We start from the raw sequence: 23,052 nt of genomic DNA, 5'->3' as shown, positions 1-23,052 counted from the left end.
GTTCAAATCTATAGGTGATCAACAATGATTAACAATTTCTATAAATATGGAGGCAAACTCCATGCCCATACGCCGAGCTATGTTAAGCGTTTTGCGGATGGTCAGTTATATGAACTGTTAAAACAAAATTATTTTTGTTATGTTTTTAACTGTCGTCAGATGGGAAAGTCATCTCTTCAGGCTCAAGTAAAAATCCGTCTAGAAGCTACTAATGCCCAGGAAAATCAATGTGTTTATTTGTCGCTTCAGGAAATGGGCGTTAGCCAATCTAGTTCTGAAAATCAATGGTATCGCGGGTTGTCTAAAAAAATATTTCGCGGTTTAAATTTGCAGAAACAGGCTAATTTTGATGAATGCTGGTCAAGGTTTTCTGGACAAGGATCTGTTAGCTCTTTTTCGGACTTTATTGTGGAAGTTTTATTGCCATTAACATCTTCTAATTTGGTTATTTTTATTGATGAAATTGATAAAATTCTAGAGTTATCTTTTAGGGATAATTTTTTTGGTTTGATTCGTGCTTTTCATGAAAAGCGGGCAGAGTACGATGAATTTAATCGTTTAACATTTTGTTTTTTAGGAGTAGCAACACCGAATGATTTAATTCAAAATCCTTTACAGAGTCCGTTTAATATTGGTCGAGCTATTGAGCTAAGAGGGTTTGAATTTAATGAAAGTTTAGTTTTAGCGCAAGGACTACAGGACGTGGCGAATGTTCCTGAAGAAGTCTTGAGGGAGATTTTATTTTGGACGGGAGGACAACCTTTTTTAACACAAAAAGTTTGTGCTTTGTTGGTTGAATCTCAGGTTAGGATTGGGGAAGGTCAAGAAAAGTCTTTTATCGAGGAATTTATCTACTCATCAATCATCCGTAACTGGGAAGCGCAAGATGATCCTCTCCATTTAAAATACATAAAAACTCGATTATTGGCAAAGGAAATATTGACTGGAAAATTGTTGGAAATTTATCGCCATATTCTACAAAATGGTTATTTTACGACAGAGGGAAATCAGTTAGAATCGGAGTTACGCTTATCTGGTTTAGTTGTTAAGAGAAATGCCGATTTAGAGATTTTTAATCCTATTTATCGAGAGGTTTTCTCCCTCGAATGGGTACAAAAACAGTTAGATAATTTACGCCCTTATGCTGTTGCTTTGAATGCTTGGCTTGCTTCGGAGAAAAATAATGTTTACTTGCTGGACGAGACTGAAACAGCACGGGCGGATATTTGGAGAGAGGGAAAATTTCTAACCCGAGAGGATGAAGAGTTTATCCGAGATAGTAAATTAGCCCAAAAGGATAAAGACTCCGCTCAGAAAATTGAGGCAGAAAGAGAAGCGAAAAAAATTCTAGAGAAAGCAAAAAAGAAAGCTCAAAAAGCTTTAACAGGCTCGATCATTGCCAGTGCATTGATCATAGCGGGAACATTAGTTTTTGCGATTATTCAAACAACTAAAGCTGAAAGAGCATCTCAAGAGGCAAATCAATCAATGCAAGCTTTAACTAATATAAAAAAAGAACGAGATAAAATCGGACAGGAAGTTATTAGAGCTAATGACAGGCTATCACAAGTGAGCGCAGAACGCCGCCAAATTGAGTTGAATGCGAGACAGCGATTGGCTGTTGCTCAAGGTAATCTAAAGCGGCTAGAAACGGCTAGGAATCAAGCTCAACAACAAGTTACACAATTTCAGAGGCAAAAAACTATTTTAGAACGGGAACGTCAAATCATCTTGGCACAAAAGTTAGAGGCAGAATCGAGAACGCGGAAAAGTCAAGGTGAGTTACAAGAAATTAAAGGAAGTCTTCAAGTTAATCGTCAAAGGTTAGAGGAGGTGAATAGAAATTTACAAAAGGCAGAACAAGCACAACAATTGACTATTAAGCTGACACAGTTGGAGCAAAGAGGGATTAATATATCTCGGCGTTTTGAGAATGGAAATGAGGGACAGATCAGTTTATTGATAGAGGCGTTAGAAATAGGGCAAGAGTTGCAAAATGTGGCTAAATCTGGTTTTAAAAATGAATATTCTGCCCCTGGTTTTTTGCTCACCATACGTACTATTATTAATGAAATACAAGAAAGAAACCGTCTTGTTTTTCAAGCTAAAATTATAACTTTAAGTCCTAACGGTCAATATATTGTTACCGAATCAAAAGATGGAGCTATACATCTTTGGGATCTCAAAGGAAATTTACTGACCGAGTTCAAGGGACATCAAGAGGATGTAGAAACAGTAGCTTTTAGTCCCGATGGGAAATATCTTGTCACTGGATCAGAGGATGATACGGCTCGGCTGTGGGATCTTAAAGGAAATTTACTGAAAGAGTTTAAGGGACATCAAGGGGATGTAGAAACAGTAGCTTTTAGTCCCGATGGGAAATATCTCGCCACGGGTTCAATGGATGATACGGCTCGACTGTGGGATCTCAATGGTAATTTAATTGCAGAATTGAAGGGACATCAAAATAATGTCGTAAGTGTGAATTTTAGTCCCGATGGTAAATACCTCGCTACGGGTTCAAAGGATAATACGCTTCGTCTTTGGGATCTTAAAGGAAATTTACTGACCGAATTCAAGGGACACCAGAAGGATGAGGATGTCGAAAGTGTAGCTTTTAGTCCCAATGGAAAATATCTAGCCACTGGATCAGAGGATGAGAATGATACGGCGCGTCTTTGGGATATTAAAGGAAATTTAGTGAAAGAGTTCAAAAAAAACAAAAGAATTGTATTCAGTCCTGATAGTAAATATTTGGTTACACGGTCATTTGAAGCAGAACTCTGGGATATCAAAAGAAATGTAATTACAGAATTAAATGGGCATCAAAGAGGGGTTATAGACGTATCTTTTAGTCCTGATGGCAAATATCTAGCGACGCTTGATTATTATGGTGCCGTTCGGCTCTGGAATCTGAAAGGAAACTTAATTATACAGTTTAAAGTACACTTTGATCAGGGAAAACGTTTAGAGTTTAGTCCTGATGGACAATATCTCATGTCGATAGCATCAACAGGAGTAATTGATAAAAATGATACTCTTTTTGTTTGGGATTTACCGAAAGATTTGATCACGCAGTTGAGTTGTCTAAAAGATAACGAAAGAATACAACCTTGTATAGCCAGTAATGTTCTGATTGACATTGCCAAAGATTGCTATGAATCGACAGAATCAATTGCTTTCCAAGCTATTTATTGTAGTATACATCATATTTCTTCTGTCTCCTTTAGTCCTAATGGCAAATACTTGGCTACGGGACCAAAAAGATCTGCAATCGCTCAGATATGGGATTTACAAGGAAAATTGCTTGTAAATTTGGGTAAACGTGACCTTAAATTTGGTGCTACTGTTGCAGATTTTGATGCTAGTGTAGCTTTTAGTCCTAATAGTCAATATCTAGCTACGGGTTCAGAAGATGGAATTGCAAGACTTTGGAATCTACAAGGCAAGCTGCTAATAGAGTTTAAAGGACATAGGAAAAATTTAGACATTAATACTATAGCCTTCAGTCCTGACGATCAATATCTCGCTACAGGTTCACAGGATAATACTGCTCGTTTATGGGATCTCAAAGGAAATTTACTGGCACAGTTCAAGGGACATCAGCAGGGTGTCAGTAGTGTCGCCTTCAGTCCTGATGGAAAATATCTAGCTACTGGCTCAGGCGATAATACGGCGCGTCTTTGGGATCTCAAGGGAAATTTACTAACCAAGTTCAAGGGACATCAGCAGGGTGTCAGTAGTGTCGCCTTCAGTCCTGATGGAAAATATCTAGCTACTGGCTCAGGCGATAATACGGCGCGTCTTTGGGATCTCAAGGGAAATTTACTAACCAAGTTCAAGGGACATCAGGAAGGTGTCAGTAGTGTCGCCTTCAGTCCTGATGGAAAATATCTAGCTACTGGCTCATGGGATAACACGGCTCGTTTATGGGATCTGCAAGGCAATATCCTCGCAGAATTCAAGGGACATCAGGAAGGTGTCAAAAGTGTAGCTTTTAGTCCCGATGGGAAATATCTAGCTACAGGCTCAATGGATGCAACTGCTCGACTTTGGCTGATCGAGGATCTAGATGCTTTACTCGTCCGGGGATGTCATTGGCTGAAAGATTACTTTGTCTCCCACCCCCAAGACTTACAAGAACTTCCTGTCTGTCAACAAGCTCTGAAAACTTCTCGCTAACTGCCGATGTTCTCAGCCATACCTTGAAAAAAAATTCACGCTCCTCCTTTTCACGGCCTGAATTATCAACTTTTTTCCCAAACTTTCGATAACTGAACATTTCTTAAAAAAATAAATCCATCAACAGCTATTTTCATAAGAATCACCCCTACACTGTAATCATCTCAGACAACATCTTCGTCAACCCACTTAGTTTGGAATGAAAAAGTAACCATGAGAACTACATATAACCCCAACATTTTTAACCAACTCAATGAATTCTCCATCGCCCGAGAACAGTTGGAAAAACGCCAAGACCATCTACTGGAACTTGGAGACGTAATCTGTGCCTATAATTTACATCAAGACGTAGGTGTATCGTTACTCCACAAACACTTTGACCTCGATCCGCAGGAGCGTTTGGTCGAGGACTTTGTTGATAATCAGTTTCTTATTCAGCCTCGGATTGAGGCCGATTGTTCAGACGTGACCGCCTACTTATGGAAAGTCGAAGCCGCTCAACAATCAGGAACATGGAACTACTTTCCCCTCGAATTTGCCCGAGTTAATCATGAGACTCACAATATTAAAGAGGCGGCTGAATCGGTAACTTCTAATCATGAATTTTTAGCTGAAATGGCTACCAAATTATCAGAATTGGGATTGGCGGATATTTTCGGTATCGCCATTATTCACCGGGGTTTAATCAAACTAGCTGAAGGAGAAATCATCGTTGAAACAACAGATGACGCAGCCCGTACACTAACTTGTTCCGCCACTGTCCAAGCAAGCATTGACCCGGACAAATTAACTCAGACTTTATGGACATTTGAGCCAAATAATCCTGTAAAAGGTGCAACAGCTTGTTACATCCATAATGATTGTAGTCATTGTGTCCGTCATTGTCGCCACTGTATTAACCACTAGCAAGGTTCTTTCTTGAACAGCATAAACCCAAGGACCTTTTTGATATTCTTGTAATAACATTAACAGGGGTCACTATAGAAAAATTGACCCCTGTTTTTTCTGTAAAAATTTAGGCTTTAACTCTATGTCTTGGTTATACTTCTCTTTTGCGGCCGCATTTTTTGAATCTCTCCGAGATGTTTTTAGCAAAATTATTACCAATAAAGGAAATCAACCTTTAGACGAATATCTCGTGGCATGGTCATTAAGGGCATTTACTCTTATCATTTATCTACCTTGGCTGTTGTTGTCACCCCATCCCATTCCTACCATTGGGCAAGATTTTTGGTGGGCTTTATTAGCGGATGCGACTCTATCAACTATTGGTGGCATTTTGTATATGAGAGCGTTGCGTTATGGTGATCTATCCCTAACTGTCCCTTTAATGGGGTTTTCACCTCTATTTTTAGTGATGGCTTCACCTGTGCTTTTACATGAATTTCCTTCAAAAGCACAGTTTTTAGGTATTTTATTAGTCTGCTTAGGGGCGTATTGTTTAAACTTGAATCCTAGAGAAAAAAATTATCTTGCACCGTTGAAATCCTTAATCACTAACCAGCCTTCTCGATTGATGATAATAGTGGCTTTTTTGTGGGCTTTGACCACATCTTTTGATAAAATTGGCGCAAAAAATTCATCCCCTTTATTTTTCTCGGCTTCCCTTTATTTTTGTACAGCCTTAATGTCATTTCCCATCGTGATAGTTTGTTCACCTAATTGGTTTTCTAAATTAAGGGCTAATCTCGCTAAATTAATCTTATTAGGTGGCTTAAAAGCTGTTGATATGTGGTGTCATGTTATGGCGATCGCCTCTACGGTGGCGGCGAATTCAGTGGCGGTGAAACAAAGCAGTTTATTGATGAGTGTGGGGTATGGCTATTTTTTATTTCATGAAAAAAATATCAAACAAAGACTATTTGGTTGTATTATTATACTGGCTGGTGTTTCTCTGTTAAGCATTCTTTAGTAAAATAAGAAAAGGCTCTTCTGGATCAAGGATGATAATCAAAAATTATGGCGAAAGGCTGGCTAAAAAGCGGCAGCGCATATTTTCAAAATCAGGAATCGCGCCTCTAGGAGGGTTAGTGATTCTCCTTCCCCGCTGCCCCAGCAGAGTCCTTCCACAGAGTCAACGGTTAGGTAATTACTGTGAAAATTATACAACCAATGGATTAACTGAGGGCATGAATACAAAAATAAAGCCTATTAAAAAAATAAGTTATGGATGCAGCAATCTTGAACATCTTCGACTTAAGCTATTTGCTGGCTTTAATTCATAACAAAAAGTAAAACACGAAAACCAAAATAGCCAAATCTGAATGGCTTATTAATAACCGGAAAAACTGGCTCAATAGATAATCTTCTTGTTTACTTTATCACTAAAAAAATATGGCTAGAGGGGATCAAATATACGCCTATCGGGAATTGCTCAATCTTCAGGGTGTTTATGCCCATCATGGCATCGATTGCGGTGATGGTAGCGTCATTCATTACCGAAAACCGAGCGAGATTGTCGAACGAACTTCCCTAGAAACCTTTGCTAGGGGCGGTAAAATCTATGTGGTGCGCCATGTAGAGGTGGGATTTTCCTTTATCCCCGATGTGGTGGTAGAAAGGGCGCTAAGTCGTCTGGGGGAACAGAAATATAATCTTCTTTTTAACAACTGCGAACATTTTGCCACTTGGTGTAAAACCGGTATTAGCAAAAGTCAACAGATAGAAGAATTTATCCCGATTATTACCCATTTACAAGCGGTGGGACTCTACGAACCTCTGAAAAAATCCCTCATCGGAGCCGACCCCAACAATGCCCAAACCCTGTTAAAAGGGGCTTTAAGCAATCTTAAGGTCAGTTGGGATGAAATTCAACCCCAGTATAAAAAAGCCATTCAAGAAGCAGAAACATGGAATCGAGTAGCGATCGAAGCTTTAAGCAGAAATCGCGATGATTTAGCCCGGGAAGCCCTGAAACGCAAGGTAGAAGCCAAAAAACAGGCAAAACGCCATCAGGAACAATTGGATCAAATAGCGGCCATGACCGAAAATGTTCTTAAAAGTCTGGTGATTGCTAACGGTTAGTCTGGATGTCAGTAAACTGTTCAGTATCTAAACCTCTGCCAATTGCCTCGGTTGATTCCCCTCCACATCAGGTAATTTTAGTCGCTCGCCATGGAAATCTGGATTATTTTACGTTTTTCAATCGCCGCTGCCATTATCGCTTTAGTTTGCTGGTCTTTAGCCAGTGCCGTGCGCGATAGTTGGCAAGTTGCCCGACGGATGCACTCCATCCCTTGCTCCCACTGTCGCTACTTTACCAACGATTATCGCCTCAAATGTAGTGTACAACCCCGGAGCGCCAACACCGAACAGGCGATCGACTGCGGTGATTATTTTCCCAGGGCCTAGTCTGCCATAATACTGAAAAGCTTTTCGAGATGGTGCGAAATTTGCTAGTCTAGGCTAAATAGGTCTGAAATAGTATAGAAACGTGGATACAATTATTGGTCGGGGCAAAACAGCCCGTAGAGCTTACGGTATCGATGAAATCGCACTTGTACCCGGAGTGCGAACCCTCGATCCTAGTTTAGCCGATACCCGTTGGTCTCTCGGCAATATCGAGCGGGAAATCCCGATTATCGCCAGCGCTATGGATGGGGTGGTGGATACTAAAATGGCCGTCCTCCTCTCCGAGTTGGGGGCGCTAGGGGTACTAAACCTCGAAGGAATTCAAACCCGTTACGAGGATCCTAACCCGATTCTCGATCGCATTACCGCAGTCGGCAAAGCAGAATTCGTCGGTTTAATGCAGGAACTCTACGCAGAACCGATTAAACCGCAACTAATCGAGCTTCGTATCCAAGAAATTCAAGAAAAAGGCGGTATTGCGGCAGTTAGCCTCACCCCTGCCGGTGCCGTCAAATACGGTGCTATCGTCGCCCAAGCAGCGGCCGATATTCTCTTTGTCCAAGCAACGGTTGTTTCCACTGCCCATTTATCCCCGGAAGCTATCACCCCCCTCGATTTAGTGCAACTGTGCCAAGAAATGCCCATTCCCGTGGTTTTGGGCAACTGCGTCACCTACGAAGTCGCCCTTAACCTGATGAAAACTGGGGCAGCCGGGGTTTTAGTCGGTATCGGTCCCGGGGCTGCCTGTACTTCTCGCGGCGTTTTAGGAGTGGGAGTTCCCCAAGCCACTGCTGTGGCCGATTGTGCCGCCGCTAGGGACGATTTTTTCCAGGAAACTGGTAAATACGTCCCCGTTATTGCCGATGGCGGCATTATTACCGGCGGTGATATCTGCAAATGTATCGCCTGTGGGGCCGATGCGGTGATGATTGGTTCTCCCATTGCCCGGTCCGTGGAGGCCCCTGGCCGCGGTTTTCACTGGGGTATGGCCACACCTAGCCCAGTTCTACCCCGGGGGACCCGAATTAGTGTGGGCAGTACGGGAACTATTGCCGAAATCCTCGTAGGACCGGCAAAATTAGATGATGGTACTCATAACCTCTTGGGGGCGCTGAAAACCAGTATGGGAACTTTGGGTGCTAAGAACTTAAAGGAAATGCAACAGGTGGAAGTGGTGATTGCCCCCTCGCTGCTGACGGAGGGTAAAGTCTATCAAAAGGCCCAGCAGTTAGGTATGGGTAAATAAAAGTTATCGGTGAACAGTGATCGGTTATCTGCTTCTCGGAGCAGTTTTTGATTTTTGCCAGAGATGGATTTTCTGCTTGGGATTACCATCACCTTCAGGTTCGGTTCTACCGACCCCCACTATCTCAAAAAACTGTTAAATTGGAAGGGAGCGTCTCATTTATGCAAGTGAGTAATTATACTTGTCCCTAAAACTGGTTTCTAGCAAGGCTTTCAAAATAGCTTGACATAAAACCTGATTTAGGGGTTACAAAGGTGAGATGCTCCCAATTGGAAGAACCAAAAGGATAATTTAAAAAAATTGAGTTAAGGAGATCAAAGGTGTATAGAGAAAACGATCGCCCTCACAATTTATTCGGTACCGATAGTGAATTTTCCGAGAGTTTGTGGCAGTATGTCCAGACCTTAAGTCCAGAAACAATCGCCCAACTCTCGAAACCGGAGTCCCAAGAGGTTTTCCAAGTGATGGAACGCAACATTATCGGACTTTTGGGCAACCTTCCTTCGGAACATTTCGGGGTCACTATCAGTACCAGTCGCGAACATCTGGGCCGGTTATTGGCCTCAGCAATGATGAGTGGTTACTTTCTCCGCAATGCTGAACAGAGAATGAATTTTGAAAAATCCCTCGCTACTCTCCAGAGCGGTTCTAGCGATGTTTAAGGTTTAGCGGTAGTTAGTTTGAAAGGGAAAAAGAAGCAATCAGATTTTAGTTATTTGTTGTTTCATTAATTAGCCATTTTTCTGACAAACATGACAAGATAACTTTGATCTGACTGATAACTGATAACTGATGACTGATGACTGATAACTGATAACTGATTAAAGACAGTTTTGCTGCCAGAGTAGTTCTTTTTCGATTCCCTGTTTTTCTCCGGGGGGGACAGTCCTTTCCCGCATGATATAAAGTTGCAGGGATTTAATCTGTTGATCCCTACCGTGCTGCTGATTCCAGTTTTGACAGAGATACTGACCAAACTCTCCATAAACTGACCGACCGATAGCTCGATTAAGATTAATAAAATATACTCGCCACTGCATGGTTTTATACAAACGATTGCGATCGCTTTCGGTGGGTTTATCCCAAATTACTGGCTGTCCTTCTCTAAATATATCTACCGTGGAACCATCGGCTAATTGACTTACTGCCACAAACCAAGCATCATCCCGGGGCGGACTAGGGGAGAAAATAGTCCAATACTGGTCTAAACGAGTTATTCTTGCCAGAATATCAATTGTATTGAAAGTACGACGGGTGAGCAAGCGATCGAGGGACTGAATTAAAGGTGTATTTAAATCGCCTCTAATGGCCGATTGCCGGACAAAACTGCGTAAATTCCAGATACTGGTCAACAATAAGAAGAAAATTACCAAAATATTTAAAGGTAAAGAGGATTTAATCGTCAGGGGACGAAACTTGAGAGGTTTGGTGAAATTGCCCATAAAACGACGATGGGAGGCAATCCACTCATAAATTCTCGTTCCCACGGCCATAAGGGGCGGTAAACGCAAAATTGGCGCTAAAAACCAGAAAATTGGCGAAAGACTGACAATATAAACCACTGCTGACCATTTAAACTGACGTTTTCCCTGCCAATCTTCCACCACCCAAGAATTTTGGGCCACCATATCCTCGTATATTGAGGGGTTATCCTGAGCGACTAACAGGGGAGTGCCGGGTAAAATGAGAAACGTGCGGAGAAGATGAACAACTTTTTTGCAAAATCCACAATCTCGATCATAATTAATCCTTAAACCTTCTCTTTCTGGGTTTATTATCCGTTTTTGTCCCCAATCCCAGACTAAGCTAGGGATAATCGGCAACCAATAGGTAACACTCAAGAAAGGGAAAACCCCTAAATGTAGAATCAGTGCAAAAACCGTATGCAAGAAAATAAAGGAAACTACGGCGATTATTTTAAATAAACTATTGCGAAAGGGAACAAACATCAATAGCGGACCGAACCATTCAAAGCCTAGGGCTGAAATTGTTAGAAATTTGAGGAATTGCTGCGGTAAAGTCAGTAAAAAACTCCCCAAAGCGGTAGCGTATTGATCGTAACTAAGAGAGTAATAAACGGCCGTACCGTCGGGCCACCAAGTCTCACTTTTGAGTTTAAAGACCACTGACCACATATAGATGTAACACACCTGTATCATAAAAGCGACCGTGGCAGCCGAAACCACACGCTTGGGTAAGGGGTTGGGATTGGTGTTTAAGGCACTTTCCACGGAATAACAGGCACCAAGGGGTAAAAACATCGCCCAGAATAATACTGCCCGGATTACGTCATCGGCGGCAAATAGTAACAGGGGGTTGCGATGATGTAAAGAGACGATTAGCGCCCAAGTGGCGATCGTGGCTAAACGGGTATGATAGCCAATTAAAAGCAATAATGCGATCGCTATAGCGACAATAAACAGGATACTCTGCACCAGCACCGAGTCACTGAGAGCAAAAATAGACCAGTAAAAAGGACTAGCAGAGACTTTCGATAAGCTTCCTAGGGGTAAAACCCCCAATCCGCTGTAATGGGCAGTTACTTGGCTAAAACGAACCGATAAATCTACTAAAACCACTAACGCCAAGGCAATGCGAAATAAAGCCAGCGATCGCAGGTCAAACCCGAAAATCTCTGCCAGTCTTTGTCTAAATGATTTTGTCATTATCGCCATAGGATGATGATTCCCTCCACTTCTTCAATAAACCTACTTTATAGCAATTGACATACTCCCACCGTCAAGCTACGCTGTGACGGGGGATTCTTGACCTATCACTATCGGAAATTCCTTGTTCAACGAGACAGCTTAGATTCTCAATGTCTCCATTAAGAATCCAGAGGCCGGACTCTCCCAAGGCGTTTGGGTCGGTTTCTGTTTGCCCAACAGTACCGTTGAGATGATTTCCCAAATATTTTAACCCTTTTTTAAGAATGTTGATTGCTGCATTATGATCCCTATCTAAGATTGTTTTACAGTTAGGACATTGATGAGTTCTAGTGCTTAATGATTTTTGAACTCTCGTCCCACAAACTGAACAATCTTGGCTAGTGAAATGAGGAGGAACAGCAACACAAACAATCCGATAAATCTTGGCAAAAAATTCAAACCATTCAGTGAATTGATACCAAGAAGCATCACTAATCGACTTAGACAGCTGACGATTTTTGACTAAGTTTCTTACCTTTAAAGCTTCATAGACTACCAGATCATTAGACTGGACTAACGCCAAAGCGTCTTTAATTGCTTTGTCTTTACGTTGTCTTGATACTTTAAGATGAAGCCTAGCTACTTTTATCCGTTGCTTGTGATAGTTGTTAGACTGTTTCTTTCCTTTGCGAAATTGTTTTGATAATCTCCTTTGTGCTTTTTTCAGTCGTTTTTCTGACTTTCTTAAATAACGTGGATTCTCTACAGTATTGCCTTGGGCATCGGTATAAAATTCCTTTAACCCTAAGTCAATTCCTGTTATTTGTCCCGTCGGTTTATGGTATTCTTGCCGTTCTACGTCAATCAAAAACTGACAATAATAACCATCAGCACGTCTAACAACTCTTACCCGTTTAATCTGTTGCTCTGAATAATAAACTAATGTCTTTTGACTACACCATAAATCAAATTCTCCTGCTTTAAAACCTTCAGTAAATCTGATTTTACGTCGATCCTCAGATAGTTGGTAGCCTGTTAGTTTATACTCAACCGAACGACTATGCTTCTTGAACCGAGGAAAACCCTTTTTCCCAAGTATCTTAGCATGACAATTCTGGTAAAACCGACTAATTGATTGCCAGGCTCTATCAGCAGCCGATTGACGAGCTTGGGAGTTAAGCTTATTAACCCAAGGTGTCTCTTTATTGTTAGCTAGTACCGAGCAAAGTTTTTGGAGATCATTGCGGGTTGTCCCTTGATTGGACCGCCAATAACGAACACAAGAGTTACGCACAAACTGAGATGTCCTAATTGCTTCATCTAGTCTTTGGTATTGTTCTGGTGTCCCGTTTTTTAACTTGGCTTCTACGACTAGCATTGATTAATCCTCGACCATTGGATAGTTTAATTATAACACAGTTTACCCATAGATGGTAGTATTAAAATCGTGCTTCGCAGTTAATATCCTGGTCGGATTTCATCCCCCGCAAAGGTTGATGTCTTGTCGAAAAATGTAGCGGGGGCATTCATCCGACATTTTAGGTAAAAAGGCCAAAGGCAAAAGAAAGCTGTCAGTATTCTCCGAGTCAGTATTCTCCGAGTCAGGACTCATCGTTCGCTCAATTTTTCGGGAGTGAAGGAGTAAAATCGGTTGAAAGACTTGCCCCGTAAAGATTAGAGCGAAACCAGCGACTTCACTAGACCTCTTGCATAATTTTTTTATTGTATAATGGAGGGTTTGGCTTTTTTCTCAATTTTTAGATGGAAGTGGAAAAAAGAATAAAATGTGATCTTAGGTCAGGAAATCATCCTAAATCCGTTGAGTATAGGCTACATATCAGGATAGGCAAAAGGAGGAATAGATAATCAGTCTTTAATAACGGGATTTAGTATCATCTATACTTTTGCTATGTTTATTAGCAAAAATATGGATTATCAAAACTTATCAGATGAACAATTCAAACGCCGTTTCGGTGTGTATAAACAAACATACAGAAAGATGGTAGAATCAGTAAAAAGTGTTGAAGCCGAATCTAATTCAGCATCTAAAAGGGGACCGAAACCTAAACTATCTATAGAAGAACAAGTTTTAGTAACGTTAGAATATTGGCGAGAATATAGAACATCTTTTCACATTGGTACAAGCGGTCAAATATCAGAATCAACTATAGGTCGGATTGTAAATAAGACGGAAAAAATGCTTTTACAATCGGGAAACTTCCGTTTAAAAGGAAAAAAATCTCTACTAAATCAAGCAGAGATACCGGTCGTAACGGTAATGGATGTAACGGAAACTCCCATGGAACGCCCCCAAAAGAAACAGAAAGATTTTTTTGGGGGTAAAAGAGGTTATCATACTTGAAAATCCCAATTAGTAGCTGATAAAAATACCGGGGAAATTATCTGTGTCTTTTGTGGGAAAGGTAGAGGTCATGATTTTAGTTTATTTAAAAAAAGTCGAATTCGTTTTCATCCTTTAACTACTAGCAGAGAAGACAGTGGTTATTAGGGAATAGCTGCATACCATAGTAATAGTTATACACCGAAAAAGAAACCGAAAAATAGAAAATTAACAGAGTTAGAGAAGGTTTATAACAAGGCTTTAGCCAAAGAAAGGATTATCATTGAACCTATAAATAGGAAACTCAAAATCTTGAAAATCTTATCCTGTAAATATCGGAATCGTCGTCGAAGATATAGTTTAAGAATTAACCTGTTGGCGGCTGTTTATAACTATGAGTTATACTAAATCTGGTTATGAAAAACTGATTATTTATTTTCCCCTTTGCCTTTTGCCTCTTGCCTTTTGCCTCTCCTCATAACTAGCCTATACTCAACGGATTTAGTATTAGGGATAGGTATAGCAACTTATTAAAAGTTGCCAAACATTAATCAAGTCAAGGAGAATTTATTCTCAATTTTTATAATTGAGATAGTTTGTGCTGCTTAAATAAAGAGGTTTTGACAACCAAATTAAAGCATATCTAAAGAGTTTTGGGTTAAAAGTTAAACTTCAGGTTTTCATTCAGAACAAATGCGCTAATTAACTATTTTTTTGGGAAAATTAGTTAACCCACCATTATAACATATAATTAATTTGCAAGAGTTCTAGTAATCAGTCATCAGTCATCAGTCGTTAGCGATCAGTCATCAGCGATCAGCATTCAGCTATCAACTTATTATTTCTTGGGTTATGGCCATTGAAGCTAAGCTAAACGGCTTTTACTTTGGATCACCGATATAGACTCCAAAAGGGTTATAGCTGTTGGATCATGCAGGTTAAGCGCCGTTTAGCTTAGAACAGCTTCAATGGTTAAGATTTTAGAAATCGTTTGTTCCCTGGCTAAAACTGGCATTAACCTGATAAGAGATCAAATCTCCCTCGACAAAGAAACTGAGGCCGTAGCGACCCGGTGTTAAATTCAAGGATAATCGAGCGCCGTATTCAACCGAACCGACGACGGTGGCGACACCCTTACTATCGAATCGGACCAACTCGGTGATCACCTTGGGGTCGGTGGCGAGTTCCAGACGAAGGTTACGCGAAGTCCTGAATCTGAGTCTGTCCACACTATCCCAAACGCCGAGGCAATTAGTTTCCCCTAAGTGTCCGTCAACGCCGAAACTTTTTCCCGTTCTCGCGGTTCCCAGATCGATCGCCCCGCCCCACTCCCGACTCAGATCGCGTCTGGCATAAATCTCGCCGTCCATTCCAGTAATGATGTCTCTGTTCATAGTTTACCTCTCGGAATTTCTCTATAAACTACCGATTCCGTCGTCGCCATTCCCAGGGTGGCATCGGGTTTCCCCCGAAAATTCCCTTGCGATTCGAGGGAGTTTCCTTAAAAGCCCTCTCGATTTCATTCCAGCTTGGACAGTCAGCCTTGAATCGATCATAAGCCCAAACCATCCCGTCCTTCACCTGCTGAAGTTGAACTAGCTGACCCCCTGCGTACACCTCGGCCACGGTACGCCCGAAGCGATCTGGCTTCGCCAGCGCTCCGCTCCCGGTATCCACAGCATTGATAGTGACTTGGTTATTTGCCCGGTTGATGAGCGATCGCAGTTATAAAAACCTCAAAAAGTGATCGCGGATCAGTTGAAGGTCAAAAAAAAGCGATCGCACATTAAATTATTGGGGATGAAGCGCAACCGTAGGAAGCTGGCTATTTCTCATTGGTCGATTTTTGAGATGGGTCTTCAAATCCCCATTTTTTCCACTCCTCCCCAATTTGCTCCCCAATTTGCTCCCCAATTTCCTTCTTAATTCCGCACCATCCGTTTTTAATATTTTGTTTTTGCTTTTCCGTTAGTTGCCAAGACAGAGGTGGTTTATTTTCACTATTTTTACCATTCTTTGGAAAAAAGATAGGACAATATGCGATCTTTACTTGATTTTTCCATCGCTGTTGAAGAAGTTCTACTTCAGTAGAAACTCGAGACAACTGGGTAGTATCACGGACGCTGAATAAGGTCAGTAAAGGACCTATTATCGCCTGCCACCAACCTCCACCGCCACTCTCATTTTTGGAGGGTTCAGTCTTAGGAAAAGCATTAATTTGTAACAAAAGAACTCGTTTAATGTTAAGTCCTTTCTGGGGGTCTAGCCATTCATTGAGCCATTCCACCATTGTTACCATACCAGAATTATCGAAATAGCCACCATCGGCAATATGATAATTCCCCTTCCCTTTCCCCTTCTGGTTTTTATTTTCACCAACATAGCGAGAAATAGGCGATATATAAGAAAAAGTTGCTGAGAGCCTTGCGGCTGTGACAACATCAATGTCATATCCCGCATAAAGGGTGTTAAAATCCACTGATTTGTTGCTACTAGGTTTACAAAAAGTCATCGGTGAAATTAGAAATCGACGACCATCTTCAACCAGAGTCGCATTGAAAATAGGGATGGGAATTTTACCATTTAAAATTTGTTCGCTCCAAGTAGATAAAAATTGTTTGCTATTGGGATTTTTTAACTCTCCTTGCCAATCTGTCTCTATTACTTTTCCCCGATCGCACATTTTAGGAGCGAAAAAAGGAAGCCCAATAATGCGCCATAAATCAGGATAAGCTAATCCCCAACCTACCGCATCCAAACTATCTTCAGTAGCACTCTTAAAGATATTTTCAAACTCCTTAGACTCAGGATATCCTTTATCGGCAAAGCGATCGAGATAATACATCGTTCCAACTGAACCACCTGAAACAGAGCTAATAAAACCAATTGACTTGGTAAACGAATTACCTAGCATATCTTGTAATCCCGTCAGGACTTGAACTATCCAGCCTGCGGCTTGAATGCCGCCCCCACTCGCACAGACAACTACTAAGGTCTTTTCCTTTTCTTCTTCTTGATACTCGAGTCGTTTTTCTATTGCCTTTTTGAAATCCTTGGGATCGTATTTGTTTGCCTCATTTAAGTTTAATTCAAAAAAGTGATCCACCTTAAACAGCGCATACATCAAAGCAACAATAACCACAAAGAGCAGAAAGACAGGAACGCGATAGTAATCGAAATAGAAGGTTAGGCTTCCAGACAAGGGTGCTATCATCATGATGATTAGCATCACATACATTAGGGCAGCCGCTTCTTTTTTCTTGTCGGATGGTTGAGATTGTGGCTGAAATTTCCAACCAATGATGCCATAGACGATGAAGGCAACTATAAAAAAAGCGATGTTACTCAGATGACCTTCAAGGAATTGCTGTGGTTTTGGCTGTGTTCCTATAATATAGCCTTCAGTTTTATGTCTGGTAATGAATTCAACGAAACTAATGAGTAACTTATTGTTAGCAAAGTTAGTAAATATCCAGGTTTTCGTCTGAATCACTGCAAACAACAGCACCAAACTCAATAACACGCTGAAAATCACTCCTTGGATGGGATTCTTTTCTTTAATTTCCTCTTTTGAAAGCTTATAAGAGGTGACGCAGATCGGTAAACTCAAAGCGATCGCCAACCCATATTGCCAGATGTCAGAAATTTCGAGCCACGGTGATAGTCCAAAACGATCTGGCGCACCTTTGAGAAGCATATAGGCATTAATAATGACCCCTATTGCCGCCATGTTTGCACTGACAATTACAGAGATAAGTTGCCACGGACCACGAAGAACAAATAAATTTCTCAGCATGGCTGGCAGCCATAAGGTAGCTATTAGAGGGAGTGTCACCAGCAGTAAACCCCAGAGAATAGGTGCACGCAAGAAAAAAAGATATTTCCAGAAAGAATCAGGAATGTGCCACCAAACCACTACAGCGATCGCAATTATGCCGATGCCGATGATGATCTGTGGAATGTAGTTTAGTTTCTGTTTTGAATTCGTAGTGTTCATGATTTTGTCCTATTTTCAAAGTGTTAAGTAGGTGGGTGGAATTAAATATAAGATGAACGTAGGTTGGGTTGAAGCATGAAACCCAACGCCCGTATAGTTTACGCTACCGCTAACCCATCCTACAAATAATTGTGCCTCCCTACTTAACCAGGCGATAGAGATGATTGACAGAGTGAAACTGCTGTTATGTAGTCTGCACCATTATTCCTGAAAATTCTCATTATCATTAACGATAAAAGTCTGGTGGTTGTGGTGGCTTTCCGCAGACATCTTTGATTTTTTTATCTAATGATGAGAATGAGAGAGGTTGATTAAAATTATAATTTTGTTTTTGTTCTCCAGAAGATTCTTCTTCCTCAATTTCACCCTCACGGTTAATTATATACTGTTCAACTGCGTAACAGTGATCATAGTAAAGTAATTTAGCTTTATATTGCTCATAAGATTGCTTATATTCCTCATATTCCTCATCCTTCATTCTTGGCGGCTTCGGCGGCGGCGACGACAGTGACGACGGTTGATGTTGTTGTTGATGTTGTTGTTGATACAAAGTAGCTAATCCCATCGCCGTAGGGACAATAAAAGAATTTGTCAGTACGATGCTTTGGTGCTGGACACTTTGAGGAGAGTTTTTCCAACTGAACAGTTGACCAATGATTGGGACACCGCTAAATACTCCCTGCCAGATTGTCCCGATAACAGGGATATAGGTGCGTCCTCCATCTTCGGTGGTTTGACTGTTGAAGGTGGAAAGGGCAAAAATATCTAGAGTATTAACATAAACCCTCGTCGATACTGTATTCTGCTTAATGCGGGATAGGGGGCGCAGTCTTGTCGTTCCAGTGAACTGATCTGGCACAGGCTCTTTATCTTTTGTCGGTCCAGTAGTAAAATTAATATCTAGTTCGGCAGATGCACTGTTGCGTAACACTGACGGAGTAATTTCCATTGAAACACCTGATGTTATTGCTCGCCATGCCGATGTATCTTTGCTGAGGGCAGCAATCAGACTTAACACTGGTGCACTAGGGACGGTATTGGCTCCAGCAGGAGCAGGGATTAACTCTTTAGAAAAATTATTGATCTCACTAGCTGTTTTGAACAATTCATCCAACCTTAGAGGGCCAGTCTCATCAAAGGCACTGACTGTTGTTGAGGTGACTGTCGATTTAATTCCATTTAAACCCTGTACGCTGGTTTTACCAACTTCTGCATAGGACACCTTCTTATAATCCCTCACGATGCTTTGGATTCTTGCTAAGGTGGGTTCAATGAATAACTCTTCTACGTCACGGTTGATAGCATGAACAATCGGCTGCAAAACTGAGTTCAGGGTTTCGGCAGATTGTTGCAAAGCTTCGGGATCAAAACCCGCCGGATTGTTCATTAGATTAGAGTACTGTAGGGCAAAATCCAGCACGGCTCTTCGTCTATTCAAGTTTTTGAGCAATACTTTTTCTCGATCTTTACTTTTAATTTCACAATTTTGATTTAAGTTTGAACTTTTTTCTTGTAGTAAACCCAATTGTATGTAGTTTCCAAATGGTATTTTCTGTTCTTTTTTTAAAGCTTCTATATAGGGTTTATAACGCTCTTCTTGAAAAAGTATATCAAGTTTTTTGGCGGCAGCCTTATTATTACAATAGGGATCTTTCGCCGCGTTGATGCGTAGTAAGATATCCATCATAGATAGGGAACGATCTTTATCTAATGCTGTCCGATATCCAAGAGTTTGTTGCAATAATGAGCTATAGCTCATTTTAGAATTGTCATCATCCGCATCGATATCGATATCGACATCTTTTGCAAACTCTTCAAACTTTTGATAAGTATATTGCAGTAATTGTTGAGTCGTATCAATTTCTTTGTTGACTTGGCGCATGACTTCAGCCAGTTTACCAGGGTTGCTGCTGGATATGAGTATTCCCCACATTTCCAGATTGACACTCTCACGGGGCAGATCTAAAATTGTAATGACTCGTTGCAATGCTTTTCTCTGTTCCTCGTTGCCATATAAAACAATAGTGTTATCACCTTGAGCTTCAATGACCGTACCTTTTATGCAAGGATTTTTAGATGCAATCTGAGCTAGTATCCCTTTAAGATCAGATGCGGAACGGATATAGTAGAGTTTCACGGATTGAGATGCTTGCTTGAATGATTTTTGTTGCGTATAGTCAAGATCTTCACATTTCGCCCCTCCTCCTTGAGGCTCACTAACTCTAATATTAATATCTGCGGTTTGAGCAGATACTTCCCCCCCAAAGCTTACAATCATACTGAGGCTTAGACCCAGAGCAAGCTGACGAGATAACTTTCTACGCGGGAATGACATGGATTGCTTAGAAATAGTGAACATGATTTTCTCCTGTAAAAAATTGAGTTTGTTTGGGAAGTTAAGCTCATTTGCTTTCCTTCTACCCGTTAGTAGTTGTTAGCTAAACCGACCTATACACTTGAAGGTTAAATTCTAGAAATTCTTAGGTCTGGCAAGGGATGATCAGTTCTGGAAAATCTGGAACTGAGCCATCTTGTCTAAATCTAAATCTCCCCGGTTTTTTTCCGATTTCCTGTATAAGCTAAAATGGCTGACATCTATTGATCAGGTGAGCTAATCGCAAGCTCAACAAACTTCGGGAGAGCGTAGTATGAGTGCTGCATCAAGATACTGCAACCTTTGGCGCATTGACCCTGCCAGCGATCGCACTGGATACAAGCGTTGTTTCCTCCCGTTGGCAAATGATTTTTTTCAAAGCCAAGGGTTAAGTGAGGCAGAGGAGGATAGGGGCGATCGCTCCCAACAGAGAAATCTCCAGACTGATTTGCTATCCCGCTTTCAAGCTCCAGCAGTTGATACCACAGAAAGAGCGCACGCAGGACTATGCCTGCGGTGTTACGTTTCTGAGCCGATTCTCAACGCCTGCCGCAAAATCGATCATTTGTTCGGAGACGATCGCTCCTTTACTTACCGAGATTTGCTGCCGTTTGTCCTCAATGACGACGGGAAAACGCTGATGGTTTTAGACTCAGATGGCAAAACCTATCTCACCTTAGACCCCACTGGCAAGCCTCAAACAACGGCTTATCAATGTTTCTCACTGCAAATTCTGCGAACCTTTAAGCCCAACGCTCAATCCAGTATGAGCTTAGATAACTGGACTTATTTACAAACCAAACAAAATCCAGAATTAAAGAATTTTTTATCCGAGTTTGGCTTCAAACAATTGAGCGACTGGGCTCTACTCAATCGCACTCGCTCGAAACAATTGCAACAACTGGCAGAACGCGATCGCCACTTAATTGCCGCCTTCCACGCTGTCTATCGTCGAGACAGGCATCAGCAACACCAGGGTACGAAACGCTGTCTAGATCCCACAACCGGGCAACTTCAAGAGATGGTGACTTATTTAAAAGCACGAAATATCACAATTCAGCCCAACCAATTGATCACAGAACTGCGAAGAGTGGCACTACAACTTAGACAATTTGACCTTTGGAGCCATCGAGAACCGTTAGAAGTTGAAGATCCAGAGACAGGCGATCGCCTGATTCGCTCAGAGCTGCCGCAGGATATTGCCAGTGAATATAATGTGGAGCAGCAAGAGCAACAAGAAATGTTGGAATTCTTCCACAAACAGCTTCAACTTGCCTTAGTTCATTCCATTAAGCAGGCAATTAGCGATCGCATTACTTATTTAAAAAAAAGCAAAGGGTATGCCGCTTTCGCCGATCGATTTATTCCAGGATTACACCTCTATTATTCTCAGGGCATCGCACTGAAAGAGATTGCTGATTTATTAAAAATGTCTGGTTGGGCGCAAGCAAGACGGGTGTTGAATCCGGGAGAGTTAATTAACACTGTTCGGACATTGACAATTCGACAAGTGCTTGACCAAATGCTGAAGAAAGCTGAAGAGAAAGGACTGACTGCTCTTCCTCCTCAACCCGATTATTTAGAAAATTTAGCCAAGCAAATCGAGGCGCTGGCAGATGCAGAAATATTTCAGGAAGCGTTTGAAGAAATTCAAGCGGGAAAGAATCGTCTGATGAAAAGTGTATATGCTCAACAGCTTTGCTTTTACTTAGAAGAGTGTACAAAGGTTACACAAGGAGTTTCGTAATGTTTAGCTTAAGAGCGATCCCACCAGATTTAAATCTTAGCCGACCTGAAGCCATAAGGCTTGAACCAGAACAGTTTGAGCAGGCGCTAGTCAATCCCCTGGCCAGTCCCTCAGTCGATGAAGCGGGTCAGTGGCAACTCTATCTGAATGCCCTGGCACTATTGGGTTTTGAGCAATGGCTAGAGAAACGCGCTCCATCACACTGCCTCGATCGAACTCAATGTATCAATCATATTGGTGCTGTTTACAACCTTAAAATTGATGAATTTAAGCTAAATTTAATTGTCAAAGAGCAGGTTCTAGATGAAGTAGTGGAAATTCCCAGAGAAGCGATCGAACAGCCGGCTCTTGTCGCTCATTTCTATGTCCTGCTTGAGGTCTGTGAAGAGCAGCAGCGAGTGATGATTCGAGGCTTTTTGCGATCTGACCGACTCATGAATTATTGCCATCGGGTCAGTGATGGTTTACAAAACGATTATTATCAAATTCCCCTATCTGTTTTCGATCCTGAACCCAATCATTTATTGTTCTACTGTGATTTTCTAGAACCTGCCTCAATACTATTGCCCGTCATTTCAACGGAGCATACCGCAACGCCTGAAGCAATCTCTGAAACCACATTAACGGCTTCTCAAGAAACTCCTATCCAGTTAGGACAGTGGATACAGGGGGTCTTTGCAGCAGGATGGCAAGCGATCGACGATCTGTTTAGTCCAGAAGTTCATCTTGCTTGGAGTCCTCGGAATCAGAGAGAGGGTGCAAAACGCGGGAAGCTTATTGACTTGGGGATGGAGTTGCAAGGACAGAGAGTGGTCTTGTTGGTGAATGTTACAGAAGAAGCCGATAATCAGCTATCTGTGCTGGTTCAGTTACATCCGGCGGGTGAGGAGCGATATCTGCCACCCCAGATCGCCTTAACGTTGCTTTCTCAGGCAGGCAAAAAGCTTCAAGAAGTGGGCTCCAGAACGCAAGATAACTATATTCAGCTTAAATCTTTTAAAGGGCGCTCTGGTATCCCCTTTAGTATTGTGGTTAGTCTCGGTGACACCTGCCTCTGCGAGAATTTTGAACTCTAGGCGTTGGGGTATCATGGGCGTTTTCTACACAGGCAAAACTACCTTACAGGGGATAGAATTTATAGCGTTATTGAAAGAGCCAAACTTTCG

Annotated in this window: 15 protein-coding genes and 2 pseudogenes; 11 read left to right on the top strand and 6 right to left on the bottom strand. The window is 41.5% G+C overall.

Annotated features, from left to right (window positions below):
• Positions 1 to 24 precede the first annotated feature (24 nt).
• From MAE_RS27810 to MAE_RS23835, 8 genes and pseudogenes are all read left to right on the top strand, one after another.
• Positions 25 to 4,182 carry an eIF2A-related protein gene (locus MAE_RS27810; RefSeq protein ID WP_012267806.1) on the top strand — a complete coding sequence of 1,386 codons (4,158 nt, stop codon included), beginning with the start codon at positions 25 to 27 and terminating at the stop codon, positions 4,180 to 4,182.
• A 213-nt stretch (positions 4,183 to 4,395) separates the two neighbouring features.
• Positions 4,396 to 5,088, top strand: coding sequence for a hypothetical protein (locus MAE_RS23865; RefSeq protein ID WP_012267805.1), 693 nt, complete (start codon positions 4,396 to 4,398; stop codon positions 5,086 to 5,088).
• Between the two features lie 124 nt (positions 5,089 to 5,212).
• Positions 5,213 to 6,094 carry a DMT family transporter gene (locus tag MAE_RS23860; protein ID WP_041804355.1) on the top strand — a complete coding sequence of 294 codons (882 nt, stop codon included), beginning with the start codon at positions 5,213 to 5,215 and terminating at the stop codon, positions 6,092 to 6,094.
• Positions 6,095 to 6,200: 106 nt separating this feature from the next.
• Positions 6,201 to 6,407: pseudogene (locus MAE_RS32860) on the top strand (transposase); the annotation flags it as partial.
• A gap of 109 nt (positions 6,408 to 6,516) precedes the next feature.
• Positions 6,517 to 7,206, top strand: a complete 690-nt coding sequence (locus MAE_RS23850; RefSeq protein WP_012267801.1) for a lecithin retinol acyltransferase family protein — start codon at positions 6,517 to 6,519, stop codon at positions 7,204 to 7,206.
• A 90-nt stretch (positions 7,207 to 7,296) separates the two neighbouring features.
• Positions 7,297 to 7,533 carry a hypothetical protein gene (locus tag MAE_RS23845; protein ID WP_041804354.1) on the top strand — a complete coding sequence of 79 codons (237 nt, stop codon included), beginning with the start codon at positions 7,297 to 7,299 and terminating at the stop codon, positions 7,531 to 7,533.
• Between the two features lie 82 nt (positions 7,534 to 7,615).
• Positions 7,616 to 8,779, top strand: a complete 1,164-nt coding sequence (locus tag MAE_RS23840) for a GuaB3 family IMP dehydrogenase-related protein (protein WP_002796238.1) — start codon at positions 7,616 to 7,618, stop codon at positions 8,777 to 8,779.
• A gap of 320 nt (positions 8,780 to 9,099) precedes the next feature.
• Positions 9,100 to 9,441 (top strand): DUF760 domain-containing protein, encoded by a 342-nt coding sequence (locus tag MAE_RS23835; protein ID WP_002771313.1) that lies wholly within the window; start codon positions 9,100 to 9,102, stop codon positions 9,439 to 9,441.
• Between the two features lie 159 nt (positions 9,442 to 9,600).
• Here the strand turns inward: MAE_RS23835 and MAE_RS23830 are convergent, their stop codons facing one another.
• Both MAE_RS23830 and MAE_RS23825 read right to left on the bottom strand, forming a co-directional pair.
• Positions 9,601 to 11,454 carry a hypothetical protein gene (locus MAE_RS23830; RefSeq protein WP_012267799.1) on the bottom strand — a complete coding sequence of 618 codons (1,854 nt, stop codon included), beginning with the start codon at positions 11,452 to 11,454 and terminating at the stop codon, positions 9,601 to 9,603.
• Between the two features lie 64 nt (positions 11,455 to 11,518).
• Positions 11,519 to 12,805: an RNA-guided endonuclease InsQ/TnpB family protein gene (locus tag MAE_RS23825; RefSeq protein WP_012267798.1), complete on the bottom strand. Its 1,287-nt coding sequence runs from the start codon at positions 12,803 to 12,805 to the stop codon at positions 11,519 to 11,521.
• Between the two features lie 531 nt (positions 12,806 to 13,336).
• Between MAE_RS23825 and MAE_RS30925 the strand changes: the two are divergent.
• Positions 13,337 to 14,176, top strand: a pseudogene (locus tag MAE_RS30925) (IS5 family transposase).
• A gap of 572 nt (positions 14,177 to 14,748) precedes the next feature.
• Here MAE_RS30925 and MAE_RS23815 read toward each other — a convergent pair.
• The 4 genes from MAE_RS23815 to MAE_RS23800 all read right to left on the bottom strand — a co-directional run bounded on the left by MAE_RS23815 (position 14,749) and on the right by MAE_RS23800 (position 20,124).
• The gene (locus tag MAE_RS23815; RefSeq protein WP_041804350.1) at positions 14,749 to 15,162 is read right to left on the bottom strand and encodes a hypothetical protein; all 414 of its coding nucleotides are present in this window, start codon (positions 15,160 to 15,162) and stop codon (positions 14,749 to 14,751) included.
• Positions 15,163 to 15,190: 28 nt separating this feature from the next.
• A complete protein-coding gene (locus tag MAE_RS23810) occupies positions 15,191 to 15,454 on the bottom strand; it encodes a thermonuclease family protein (RefSeq protein WP_071823519.1) in 264 nt (87 codons plus the stop codon).
• Positions 15,455 to 15,593: 139 nt separating this feature from the next.
• Positions 15,594 to 17,765 (bottom strand): patatin-like phospholipase family protein, encoded by a 2,172-nt coding sequence (locus MAE_RS23805; RefSeq protein ID WP_012267795.1) that lies wholly within the window; start codon positions 17,763 to 17,765, stop codon positions 15,594 to 15,596.
• 226 nt (positions 17,766 to 17,991) lie between these two features.
• Positions 17,992 to 20,124 (bottom strand): hypothetical protein, encoded by a 2,133-nt coding sequence (locus MAE_RS23800; protein ID WP_012267794.1) that lies wholly within the window; start codon positions 20,122 to 20,124, stop codon positions 17,992 to 17,994.
• Between the two features lie 289 nt (positions 20,125 to 20,413).
• On the opposite strand from MAE_RS23800, the gene MAE_RS23795 reads away from it, so the two are divergent.
• Entirely contained in the window at positions 20,414 to 21,886 is a 1,473-nt protein-coding gene (locus tag MAE_RS23795; RefSeq protein WP_012267793.1) for a hypothetical protein, read from the top strand.
• A complete protein-coding gene (locus MAE_RS23790) occupies positions 21,886 to 22,962 on the top strand; it encodes a DUF1822 family protein (RefSeq protein ID WP_012267792.1) in 1,077 nt (358 codons plus the stop codon). The genes MAE_RS23795 and MAE_RS23790 overlap by 1 nt, the downstream gene beginning before the upstream one ends.
• Positions 22,963 to 23,052 lie beyond the last annotated feature (90 nt).

Source organism: Microcystis aeruginosa NIES-843 (genome assembly GCF_000010625.1).
In the GTDB taxonomy this organism is placed as follows: Bacteria; Cyanobacteriota; Cyanobacteriia; order Cyanobacteriales; family Microcystaceae; genus Microcystis; species Microcystis aeruginosa.
This window is presented reverse-complemented; position numbering and strand designations above follow the sequence as displayed.